The organism is Amycolatopsis sp. CA-230715, assembly GCF_018736145.1.
Lineage (GTDB): Bacteria > Actinomycetota > Actinomycetes > Mycobacteriales > Pseudonocardiaceae > Amycolatopsis.
On the sequence record NZ_CP059997.1, the window covers coordinates 10,262,899 to 10,274,704 of the forward strand.

Consider the following 11,806-nt stretch of genomic DNA (forward strand, 5'->3'; position numbering starts at 1 on the left):
CCTCCTAGTCAGATCCGGCCACATTGGTGCCGAGGGCTCGTTCCAGGTTCGTCAGGATCTGTTCCTGGATACTGTCCGCGAGCCGGGCGACGGTCGGGTTGTCGAACACTTCGCGCGGGGAGATGTCGATGTCGAAAGTGGACCGGATCCGCGAGGTGAGCCGGACGCTGGTGATGGAATCCCCGCCGAGGTCGAAGAAGTCGTCGTCCACGCCGACCCGCTCGGCGCCGAGCAGGTCCGCCCAGATCCGCACCAGCACCTCTTCGGTGGCGTCGCCAGGCGGCCGGTACGTGACCACCGCGCTGCTCTCCCTGTCGGGTTCGGGTAGTGCGGTCTTGTCCACTTTTCCGTTGGGGTTGAGGGGGAGTGTGGTGAGGGTGACGTAGGCGGTGGGCATCATGTAGTCGGGGAGGAGTTCGGCGAGGTGGGTGCGCAGGGTGTCGATGCCGGGTGGGTTTCCGTTGGTGGCGACGGTGTAGGCGATCAGGCGTTTGTCGGTTCCGGTGTCCTGGCGGACCACGACGGCGGCTTCGGCGACACCGGGGTGGCGTACCAGTGCGTTTTCCACTTCGGCGGGTTCCACCCGGAATCCCCGCACCTTCACCTGGTCGTCGGCCCTGCCGACGAACTCCAGGGTCCCGTCCCGGCGCCACCGCACCACGTCCCCGGTCCGGTACAGCCGCCCGCCCGCCGGGCCGAACAGGTCCGCCACGAACCGCTCCGCGGTCAGCCCCGCACGACCCACATACCCACGCCCCACACCCACACCACCCACATACAACTCACCGGCCACCCCCACCGGCACCACCCGCAACCACCCGTCCAACACGTACAACCGCGTATTCGGCACCGGCGACCCCAACGGCACCGACCGATCCACCACACCCACCCGGCACAACGTCACCGCCAACGCCGCCTCACTCGGCCCATAGATATTCACCAACCGACGCCCCACCGACCACACCGCCGCCAACTCCCGCGACAACACATCCCCACCGCTGGCGACGCTGCGCACGGAAGGCAGCGCGCCGGCGTCCAAAGCGGACAGAACCGCGGGCGGCAGGGACAGCGCGGTCACCTCGTTGTCCCGGATGAGCCGGTTCAACCGCGCGCGGTCGTACTGCGCGTCGCGGTCGGACACGACGAGGGTGGCGCCTGCGATGAGGGCGGTGAAGATCTCCCAGACACCGCCGTCGAAGCTGGGTGAGCAGAAGTGCAGGACCCGGCTGTCCGGGGTGATCTCCGATTCCGCGCACGCGGCCAGGATCACGTTGTACAACGACCGGTGCTCGATCATCACCCCTTTCGGGCGGCCGGTCGATCCCGACGTGTACACCACATACGCCAGATCACCCGGCCCCACCGGCACCGGCACGGTCATCGGCGGCCCGTCCCGTAGATCGTCCACAGTGCACACATCGGATTCCGGTGCGGTGCCACGGAAACGGTCCACCAGGTCCGGCTCGGTGACCAGCACCACCGGGCGCGTCTGGGCCACCATGTACCCCACCCGATCCGGCGGATACTCCGGATCCACCGGCACATACGCCCCACCCGCCTTGAGCACCGCCACGATCGCCACCACCAGATCGATCCCCCGCCCCAACGCCAACCCCACCAAATCCCCGCGGCCCACACCCCGCGCCACCAGACCGCCCGCGACCCGATCCGACCGCTCCGCCAACTCCCCGTACGACAACGACACCCCGTCCCGCACCACCGCCACCGCGTCCGGACACCGCCGCCCGTGCTCCGCGATCACCTCGTGCACCACCCGCTCCACCGAATACCCCGACCCCGTATCCGTCCACTCCTCCAGCACCAGCCGCCGCTCCCACTCCGGCACCACCGGCAACTCCCCCACCCGCATCCCCGGATCCGCCACCACCGCCTCGAACAACACCCGAACCCGCTCCGCCAACCCCACCACCGTCGACTCATCGAACAACGCCGGGTCATAGAGGAAGCGCAAGCGCATCCGCTCGCCGGGATGCACGATCACGTTCAACGGGTAGTTGGTGTCGCTCGTGGCCGTGAAGTCCTCGAGCGCCAATCCGTGCCTGGTGGCCATTTCGGTGTCCACGGGGAAGTTCTCGAACGCCACGATGCTGTCGAACAGATTCACCCCGCGCGGCACCGAACTCCACCCCTGCACCTGCGACAGGGACACGTACTCGAACTGCCGAGCCTCCGCCTGCGCCTCCTGCAACCCCCGCAACCACTCCCCCACCCCCACCGACTCCACCACACCCACCCGCACCGGCAACGTATTGATCACAATCCCCACCACCGACTCCACCCCCACCACACCCACCGAACGACCCGACACCGTCGCCCCGAAACACACCTCACCCCCACCACCCAACCGCCACAACAACACCCCCCACACACCCTGCACCACCGCATTCACCGTCACCCCAACCCCACGAGCCACCACCGACAACCCCGCAGACAACCCCACCGGCAACTCCAGCACCACTTCGGCGGACGCCGCGGTGCGGTGGTTGCCCACCGCCGGGCGGTCGAAGGGAAGCTCGGTCGGCGCGAGGAACCCGTCCAGGCGCGCACGCCAGAACCGCTCGGCCGCGGCGGGGTCCTGCTCCAGCAACCAGCCGACGTAGTCACGGAACGGGCGCGCCGGCGCGATGTCCGGAGCCCGATCGCCGACGATTCCGGCGTACTCGCCGAGCACCTCCGCCAGCACCCGCATCGCGCTCCACCCGTCCAGCAGCGCGTGGTGCACCGTCCACAAGAGATGGACGCGCGACTCGTCCAGCACCGCAACGGCGACCCGCATCAGTGGCGCGGCATCGAGGTCGAACGCGGTCCCGCGCTGCGCCGCCAGATGCGCCGCGACGGCGTCCTCCCGCTCGGTCTCGTCCAGCCCGCGCCAGTCCAGCTCGGTCACCGGCAGCGCGACCGGGGACCGGACGACCTGCAGCGGCTGCCGCAACCCCTCCCACACGAACGACGTCCGCAGCACCGGTGTCCGGTCGACCACCCGCTGCCAGGCGACCGCGAACTGCTCCGGCTTCGCCACGCCGCCGAGGCGCATCGACAGCTGCTGCAGGTACGGGGTCCGGTCACCGTCCACCAGGTTGTGGAACAGCATCCCGTTCTGCGTCGGGGTGAGCGGGTAGGCGTCGTCGACACCGGGTGCGCCCGCGATCCGGTCGAGTTCGGCGCGCCCGTCCCCGGACAGCCCGAACGACCGGGCCGCCGGTTCGGCCGCGACCGCTCCGGTCGCGGTGACCAGCGGCGCGAGCTCCGCGATGGTCGGCTTCAGGAAGAGGTCCTTCGACGAGATCCCGATTCCCGCCTCGCGCGCGAGCGAAACCACCTTCAGGCAGAGGATGGAGTCGCCGCCGAGTGCGAAGAAGTCGTCGGTCACCCCGACCGGGTCGACGCCGAGCACCTCGGCCCAGATCCTGGCCAGTGCCGCTTCCAGCGGTGTCGACGGCGCCTCCGGCACCCTTTCGTCCACTGTGGACTCCGGGGCGGGCAGCGCACGGCGGTCCACCTTTCCGTTGGGGGTCAACGGCATCCGGTCCAGCACGGTGACCGACGAGGGCACCATGTGCTCGGGAAGAACGGTACCGGCGAAGCCGCGGAGCGCGCCGGGGTCGGCGGCCGCACCCGCCTCGGGCACGACGTAGGCCGCCAAGCGCTTCAAGCCCGGCAGGTCCTCGCGCACCACGACCGCGGCCTGGGCGATCCCGGCCCGGCCCGCGAGCACGGTCTCGATCTCACCGAGCTCGATCCGGAACCCCCTGACCTTGACCTGGTCGTCCACCCTGCCGACGAACTCGAGGCTCCCGTCGTGGCGCCACCGGACGACGTCGCCCGTCCGGTAGAGGCGGCCGCCGCGCTCGCCGAACGGATCGGCCACGAACCGCCCGGCGGTCAGCGCGGAGCGGCGCAGGAATCCCCTGCCTAGCCCGTCGCCCGCGATGTAGGCCTCGCCCGGTTCACCGACCGGCACCGGCCGGAGGTCGTCCCCGAGCACGTACACCCGCGTGTTCGGCAGGCAGCGGCCGATCGGGATCGGTTCCCCCGGCGGCGCCATCGGGTCGAACGCGCTGCAACAGGTCACCGCCGAGCATTCCGTCGGCCCGTACACGTTCACGATCCGCAGTTCCGGGAAGCGCTCGGTGACGCGGGCACAGTGACCGGGCGAGAGCACCTCACCGCCGACGACCACTTGGCGGACGCCATCGAACACCTCCGTGCCCGCCTCGACGAGCGCGTGGAAGAACCCGGTGGTGAACACCAGCGTGGTGACCCGGTTGGCGGTCACGAACGCGCGGATGCGGTCCACCGTGGGCGCGCCCGCCGGGTAGACCGCGAGGCAGGACCCGGACAGCAGCGCGTTCCACGTTTCGAACGCCGAGGCGTCGAAGGACGGGGTGGCCACCTGGCCGACGACCTCGGAGCCGTCGAAGGTGGCCACGCCGCCGGGACGGACGAGGCGGACAAGCGCGCGGTGCGGCAGGAGCGCGCCCTTGGGCGTGCCGGTCGACCCGGAGGTGTACAGCACGGCGGCGGTGCCGCGCGGATCGACGCGCACCAGCGGCGCCGTCCCCGGGTGGGCCGCGATCGCCTCCCGCGCTTCGTCGAGCACCAGCAGCGCCGTGCCGTCCGGGAGCGCGTTCGCGAACCGCCGCTCGGTGAGCACCAGCGCCGCGCCGGTGTCCTCGGTCATGAACGACAACCGTTCGGCGGGGTAGTGCGGATCGAACGGGACGTAACCGCCGCCTGCCTTGAGCACCGCCAGTTCCGCGACGACCAGGTCCACGCCGCGTTCCAGGCACACGCCGACCAACGTCTCCGGCCCGACGCCCCGCGCGACCAGCTCGTGCGCCAGGCGGTTCGCGCGCGCGTCGAGATCGGCGTAACCGACGTCGACACCGTCGTACCGGACGGCGGGCGCCTCCGGTGCGAGGCGTGCCCGTTCTTCGAACAGCTCGTGCAGGCAGCGGTCCGACGGGTAGTCCGCACCGGTGTCGAACCACCGGGGTCGCGGCATCCGCCTCCCGAGCGGATCCGGACCACCCTCGTCCACGGTCGTACCCTCCCGGGATCGCAACCCGTCCACGTTCGTGCTTCTCCTCAGGCAGTAGGGCGGATTCGCTGGCGGCGCGTCATTCGAGTTCGAAGACCACCGAAACGGTGAGGGTGTCGATGAGGTGCTTGCGCACGCAGCGCCAGCCGCCCTCCTCGAACACGCCGTCCCATTCGTCGATGGTCGGCAGGTAGACACCCATCAGGTCGTGGCCGACCTCGAAGCCGAGGGTGAAGATCGGCAGCCGGTCGTCCGGGATGCCCGAGGTCCTGGTCGCGTCGCCGAGCAGGAACCGCCGGACTTTCGGGAACGCCTCGCGGATCCGCCGCAGCGACGCGACGCAGTTCTCCCTCGGCCACAGATCGTGGCCCATCATGAAGCAGGTCAGGAGTTCGACGTCGGCGAACTCGGGACGCGGGTCGAGCGCTCGCGCGTCGCCGTCGAGGAACGTGATCTGCCCGGCGAGGCCCTGGTTCGCCACTTCGCGGGTCGCCATGTCCAGTGCCGGGCCCGCGATGTCGACCCCGACCCCGCGCGTCCCCGGGTACTTCTTCGCGATCTGGATGAGCCGTTGCCCGCTCCCGGTGCCGAGATCGGCCACGGAGGAGAACGGGAAGTCGAGCCCGTCCATGGCCTGCCAGAAAGCCGGGTCGAAGAAGCGCTCGTTGATCTCGCGGCAGGCGAAGCTGATCGCCGCCGAATCGCGCCGGTAGTAGTCGCCGACCCGGTTCGCGTTGCGCAGCACGTACGGCATCCGCTGGAACAGTTCCCCGGACCCCTGGGTGAGCCAGTGGAACAGGGAGCGGTTCCGGTATGCCTCGGCGAAGTTCGCGCCGGTCAGTACGAGGTTGTTGCGGCGCTCGACGATCCGCACGCTCGCCAGCGCGGCGAACATGCCCTTCGTCGACGCCGGGTGCAGGTCGTGGCGGGCGGCGAAGTCGAGCGCGTCGAGCTTGCCGTGCTCCTCGAGTTCGTCGAGCGCGCCGACCTCCCACGCCGCTCCTACCGCGGCCGCCGCGACGGCCGAATTGAACACGTCGGCGGTCGCGCGCCGCGTGTCGGTTTCCTCTGTGCTCACGTTCATCGCCTTCTCCAGCCTCAGCCGACGGACTCGAGTTCGAAGATCGTCGTGCCCGCCAGCGCTTCGCTGACGTGGCGGTCGACGCACCGCCAACCGCCCTCCTCGAACACTTCGCCCCATTCCTCCGCGGTGGGGATGTAGGTGCCCATCAGCGCGTGCCCGACCTCGAACCCGAGCGAGAAGATCGGCATCTTGTCGTCCGGGATGTTCTGGCTGCGCACGGTGTCGCCCAGCACGAACCGCTTGACCTTCGGGAACGCGGCCCGCAGCCGCCGGAGCGAATCGACGCAGTTCTCCCTCGGCCACAGGTCGTGACCCATCAGGAAGCAGGTGAGGAGTTCGACGTCGGCGAACTCGGGCCGCGGTTCGAGGCTGCGGACGTCGGCGACCTGGAACGAGATCCGGTCCGCGAGGTCGACGCGCGCCACCTCCGCGGTGGACATCTCGATGGTGGCACCGGAAATGTCCAGCCCGATGCCCCGGGTGCCCGGGTAGCGGTTCGCGATCTGGATGAGCCTGCCGCCGCTGCCCGACCCGAGATCGGCGACCACGGAGAAGTCCTCCTTGAGCCCGTCCATGACGTGCCAGAACAGCGGGTCGAAGAAGGTGGCGTTCGCCGCGCGGCTCGCTCTGCTGACCGCCTTCGCGTCGCGGCGGTAGAACTCGTCGCCGACGCGGTTCTCCGCCTTCACCACCGACTGCATGTTGACGAACAGCTCCCACGAACCCTGGCACAGCCAGTAGAACAGCGGCTTCGTCTCGTACACTTCGTCGAACACCGGCCCGGGAAGGATCCGCCGTCCGGCCCGGTCCACCACCCCGACGGACGCGAGCGCGGCGAACACCGCCATGGTGGCGACCGGGTCGAGGCCCTCCTTCGCCGCGAACGCGTCGACGTCCAGTTCGCGCTCGGTGTGCAGATCCTCGAGCGCGCCCAGTTCCCACGCCGCGCCGATCGCCGGCGCCGCGACCGCGGAGTTGAAGATGTCCGCCGCCGACCGGACACCGGGTTCCTTCTCCACAAACGTGCTCATGCGTGCTGCCTTCCGATTCCGGTCCTGCGACCGATCCGTTGTGTGCGAACGAGTTCTCACGTGCTTGGCGTGCTGTCCACCCGGACCGGGACCTGCTCGCGGGTCAGGCGGGCGGCAGCTTCGTCGAGGGTGTGGGGTTGCCGGTTGAACGCGACGCGGACGAACCGATCGCCGTGTCCGGCGTCGCCGTAGAAGGCCGTTCCCGGCACCACGAGCACCTTCCGCCGTTCGAGGAGCTGCTCGGCGAAGCGGTGGGAACCGAGCTCGGTCACCGTGCGGATGCCGGCCAGCACGTAGCACCCGCCCTCGGGCGCCGTGCAGGTCAGTCCCGCCTCGGTGAGCATCGTGACCGCGCGGTCGCGGAGTCCCTTCAGCTCCGGGGCCGGGTCCCACGCCGCCCGGTCGAGCAGGCCGGTGCTGACCACCGCCTGCTGCAGCGGCGACACGGCGAACCCGGTCGCCGCGATGTGCATGCGCCGCAGGACGTCGGTCATCGCGGCGTTCGCCCGCAGGTAGCCGATCCGCCAGCCGCTCACCGCGTGGCTCTTCGACAGGCTGCCGATCACGATCGCCCTGTCCCGCAACGACGGCACGTCCGCGACCGAGAGGTGCGGGCGGTCGAAGGCGAACGCGGCGTACACCTCGTCACTGATCACGGTGGCGTTCCACCGCTCGCACAGCTCCGCGAGCAGCGAAAGCTCGTCCTCGTCGAACATGCGGCCGGTCGGGTTGTTCGGCGTGTTCACGATGACGGCCCTGGTGCGGGGGGTGAACGCCGCTTCGAGCTCCGCGGGGTCGAAGCGCCAGTCCGGAGCGTGCAGGCGCACGAACCGCGGAGTCGCCCCGGTCAGCGAGACCGCGCCGAGGAAGTTGTCGAAGCACGGCTCCAGCACCACCACCTCGTCACCGGGGTCCACAGTGGACAGCAACGCGACGGCCATCGCCTCGGTGGCACCGACGGTCACGGTGATTTCGGTGTCCGGGTCGGCTGCGGTGGTCAGCGAGGCCGCGATCTGGGACCGCAGCCCCGCGTACCCTGCCGGGTCGCCGTACTGGTTGAAACCAGCTCGCAGTGCCGCGCAGGCGGCCTCGACGAGTTCCGCCGGCGGGTGCGGCGCCTCGGGCGTTCCCGCGGCCAGATCGACGACGCCCGGCACCCTTCCCTTGCGCAGCAACGCGAGCACGCCGTCACCCGGCAGCATCCGCACGCGTTCCGCGGTGGCACCGCGCACGCCACTGGTCATCCCCATCGGCGATCCTCCGCACCAGAATTACCCTGTACTCCGGATGACGCGCCGCGCGTTTTCGCATCAGCGCGAAAATCGTTTCTGGAAGGTTCGAGGCCTGCCCCAGGCGCCTCTGGTCTTCTGTCCCAAGAATGGTCGATGACCGCGGGCCGTTCCACATCTTTGACTCGGCAGTCAAACAGCGCGGTCACCATTGCGCATCGACCGCGCTCAGCTCAGTTCGGTGCCGTGGCACAAGCTCTCCGCGTACGCGAAGGCGTAGCCGGCACCGGTTTCCACCGGCGCCAAGCTCGCGTAGTCCCCGTCGAGCGCGTCGAACAGGGCCAGCTCACCGTCGCCGGTCCACACCGGGCCGAACTCCACGTCGGCCACCTTGGAGGTCACCAGCCGCGACACCGTCCGCTCCCCCGGCAGCCAGGCCGGGAACACGCGCGTGTGCACAAGCGGCACGGTGTGCAGGAACGGCGGCTCGGCCTGCCCGGTGAGCCGTACCCCCAGCTCGGCGATCCGCTTGCCCCGCACCGAAACCGTGCCGTCGCGGCGACCTGGGCCGTCCGGACGCGAGCCCGCCCGCCCCACCCGCACCGGGCGGCTGAGGTGGATCTCGCCGAGCTGTTTCGGCATTCCCTGCACCCAGCCGCGCATCATCGGCACCGGCCGGTCCACCCAGGCGTACGGGCAGCGCGCGAGCGGCCGCCCCCGGTATTCGCAGCCCAGCAGGATGAGGAACTCGCCGAACTGGCACTGCTCGGGATCGGTCAGCTCCGCACCGGACTCCGAGCACCACTGCCATTCCGCGAACACGGCGGCCGCGGCACCGGGGTCCGGCCCGAGATCGAGCTCCGGCGGCAGGAACCGGCGTGCGGCCGCCGGGTCCACCCGGTAGTCGACCAGCACGATCTCCCCGGAGAAGTGCCACGGCGGTGCCGTCAGCATCGCCGAGGTACCGGACGGCGACAGGGGAAGGCTGAAGCCGACGGGTCCGGTGAGCTGGTCGGCCGTGGTTCCAGAGGACATGGGTCAAGCACCCTTCGACGAGGAAACGGGGCACCGCCACGCGGAAGCCAGCGCGGCCGCGGCGGCCGTGAGGCGTTCTGGCGGGGTGAAGCTGTAGGCGAGCCGGATGCTCGGTTCGCGCACCGTGCCGAACCGGGACCCCGCGGCCACCGAAACACCGGCCTCGGCGGCCGCCGAGCGGAGGTCGTCTTCGGTGCGGCCGCCGCGGAAGCGCAGCCAGAGGAAGAACCCGCCGCCCGGCCTGCGGATCGCGACCTCCGCACCGAGTCCCGCGCGCAGACCGGTGACCAGCGCGTCCCTGCGGACGCGGAGCGCGTCCCGCAGCAGCCGCAGGTGCCGGTCGTAATGGCCGTCGCGGACCAGTACGGCGACCGCGAGCGAGGCGAGGTGGTTCACCCCTCCCCCGCTGACGAAAAGCCCGCGGCCCGAGAGCCGATCGACCGTGCGCCGGTCGGCCTGCAGCCAGCCGAGGCGCAGGCCCGGCGCCAGCGTCTTCGAGAACGTGCCGAGCCGGATCACCCCGCGGCCCCCGGCGAGGCCGGCCATCGAACACGGCACCCCGCCCCCGTCGATGCTCAGCTCCGCGTACGCGTCGTCCTCGACGACGAGCACGCCGTACCGGTCGGCGACTTCGAGCAGTGCGCGGCGCCGCGCCTCGCCGACGACCGTGCCGGTCGGGTTGTGGAACGTCGGGTTCAGGCACACGAACCCGATCCGCTCGCCCTTCGCGCCCGCGATCGACTCCGCCAGCGCGACCGGGGACATCCCGAACTCGTCCCCGGCGACTTCGCGCACGCGCAGCCCTTCGTCGGCGAGTATCCGGCGGCCGAAGTCGTAGGAGGTGCGATCCACGAAAACCACGTCGCCGCGATCGGCGACCGCGTTGGCGAGCAGGTGCAGCGCCTGCGAAGTGCCCGCGGTGACGAGGATTTCACCCGCCTCCCACGGCACGCCGTCCACTTCGGACACCCGCGCGGCGACGCATTCGCGCAACACGGCGACGCCCGGATCGGCCCCATAGGACAGCGCGGCCGCGCCGAACTCGCCCAGTGCCGCGGTGTAGGCCTCGTTCAGCAGGGACACCGGCAGCAGGGCCGGTTCGAGGTACCCCGGGCCGAGATCGATCAGCCCGGCGGGGGAAACCGACTGCACGACACCCGCGTGCCACGCACGGGTGTGCGACGGCAAGCCGGCCGCGAGCGAGCACATCATCCGGCTCGCAGGACCGCCCGCAGCAGCCTCGCGCCGGAGGTGAGCGCGGAACTGGTGCGCGACAGGGCTATCCGCAGCGTGTGGTCCCCTTCGGACGGCCGTGCCCAGTGGAACTGCTGGCACGGCAGCACGTAGAGGCTGCTGCCCCTGACCGCGTTCCACACCTCCAGCCCCTTGCGCTCGCCGACGTGCAACCGTTCCACGCTGACCCTGCTGTGCTCGTCGACGAAACCGACGCCGGGCACGTCCGCCAGTTCGGCGCGCACGAGCGCGCGGTTGTCGGCGATGAAGCGGTGCAGCTCGGTCAGCCCGCCGTCCATGCCGTCCTCGGCGAACCGCTTCACCATCAGCAGCACCAGCGGGGACACGCCGAGCAGGATGTCCGAGTAGATCTTCGCCAGCGGCAGGCCGACCTCGGCCGACTGCACCAGCCACCCGATCTTGAGCTCGAGGCTCGGCCAGAGCTTCCCGGTGTCCTCGATGACCACCCAGCGGCACCCGCTCCCTTCGAGCACCGCGTAGTGGTCGTACTGCGCGGCGGGATCGAACCCGCGGAACGAGGTGTCCAGCGTGAGCACCACGTCGTGTTCCGCGCACTCCTCCGCGAGCCGCCGCAGCCGCTGTTCGCTCAGCACCCTGCCGGTCGGGTTGTTCGGCGTGGTGACGAAGACGCATCCCACCGACGCCAGCAGCGCCGGGTCGAGGTCGCCGTCGTGCAGCCGGTCCTCCTCGATCGGCACCAGCCGCAGCCCGACGCCGCGCAGGATGTCCGGGATGTTGTCGAAGGTCGGGTGCACGAGCGCGATCGCGTCGGATCTGGTCGCCAGCGCCCTGGCGAAGATCTCCATCGACAGTGAGGACGAATAGCAGGCGAGCACCCTGCCGTCGGCTCTCGGGTACCCGCGCTGTCCGAGCATGGTGAAGAACGCTTCGCCGGATTCGCGTTCGATCTCGTCGACCGGCCGTTCCACCGCCTCGGTCCACAACGCGGGCAACGCGTCGACCACTTTCCGCTGCCCCGGGGTGAGCTCCTGCCTCGCGTGCCCGTCGGCGAGGTTGAGCGGGCTGCTCAGCGCCAGGTATTCGAACTGGGTCAGGTTCTCCGCGGCGGTTTCGTCCTGCCTCGGCGCTGCCGTGGCCCCCGTCATTCTGT

At 70.4% G+C, this 11,806-nt stretch carries 7 protein-coding genes; all 7 read right to left on the minus strand.

The window, feature by feature from the left end; all coding sequences use genetic code 11:
* Window positions 1-4: 4 nt before the first annotated feature.
* Window positions 5-5,026 carry a non-ribosomal peptide synthetase gene (locus tag HUW46_RS47585; protein ID WP_215545187.1) on the minus strand — a complete coding sequence of 1,674 codons (5,022 nt, stop codon included), beginning with the start codon at window positions 5,024-5,026 and terminating at the stop codon, window positions 5-7.
* A 115-nt stretch (window positions 5,027-5,141) separates the two neighbouring features.
* Complete coding sequence (locus tag HUW46_RS47590) at window positions 5,142-6,146, minus strand: methyltransferase domain-containing protein (protein WP_215545188.1); 1,005 nt, start codon at window positions 6,144-6,146, stop codon at window positions 5,142-5,144.
* Window positions 6,147-6,160: 14 nt separating this feature from the next.
* Window positions 6,161-7,177 carry a class I SAM-dependent methyltransferase gene (locus HUW46_RS47595; RefSeq protein ID WP_215545189.1) on the minus strand — a complete coding sequence of 339 codons (1,017 nt, stop codon included), beginning with the start codon at window positions 7,175-7,177 and terminating at the stop codon, window positions 6,161-6,163.
* A gap of 56 nt (window positions 7,178-7,233) precedes the next feature.
* Window positions 7,234-8,427 carry a pyridoxal phosphate-dependent aminotransferase gene (locus HUW46_RS47600; protein WP_215545190.1) on the minus strand — a complete coding sequence of 398 codons (1,194 nt, stop codon included), beginning with the start codon at window positions 8,425-8,427 and terminating at the stop codon, window positions 7,234-7,236.
* A gap of 207 nt (window positions 8,428-8,634) precedes the next feature.
* Window positions 8,635-9,441, minus strand: coding sequence for an enduracididine biosynthesis enzyme MppR (mppR, locus tag HUW46_RS47605; protein WP_215545191.1), 807 nt, complete (start codon window positions 9,439-9,441; stop codon window positions 8,635-8,637).
* 3 nt (window positions 9,442-9,444) lie between these two features.
* Complete coding sequence (locus tag HUW46_RS47610) at window positions 9,445-10,593, minus strand: aminotransferase class I/II-fold pyridoxal phosphate-dependent enzyme (RefSeq protein ID WP_215545192.1); 1,149 nt, start codon at window positions 10,591-10,593, stop codon at window positions 9,445-9,447.
* Window positions 10,594-10,649: 56 nt separating this feature from the next.
* A complete protein-coding gene (gene mppP, locus HUW46_RS47615) occupies window positions 10,650-11,801 on the minus strand; it encodes an enduracididine biosynthesis enzyme MppP (protein WP_215545193.1) in 1,152 nt (383 codons plus the stop codon).
* Window positions 11,802-11,806 lie beyond the last annotated feature (5 nt).

Excerpts from the sequence above, each read along its gene's own strand:
- HUW46_RS47585 (WP_215545187.1), bottom strand. The coding sequence starts at position 5,026 with ATGCCGCGACCCCGGTGGTTCGACACCGGTGCGGACTACCCGTCGGAC.
- HUW46_RS47590 (WP_215545188.1), bottom strand. The coding sequence starts at position 6,146 with ATGAACGTGAGCACAGAGGAAACCGACACGCGGCGCGCGACCGCCGAC.
- HUW46_RS47595 (WP_215545189.1), bottom strand. The coding sequence starts at position 7,177 with ATGAGCACGTTTGTGGAGAAGGAACCCGGTGTCCGGTCGGCGGCGGAC.
- HUW46_RS47600 (WP_215545190.1), bottom strand. The coding sequence starts at position 8,427 with ATGGGGATGACCAGTGGCGTGCGCGGTGCCACCGCGGAACGCGTGCGG.
- mppR (WP_215545191.1), bottom strand. The coding sequence starts at position 9,441 with ATGTCCTCTGGAACCACGGCCGACCAGCTCACCGGACCCGTCGGCTTC.
- mppP (WP_215545193.1), bottom strand. The coding sequence starts at position 11,801 with ATGACGGGGGCCACGGCAGCGCCGAGGCAGGACGAAACCGCCGCGGAG.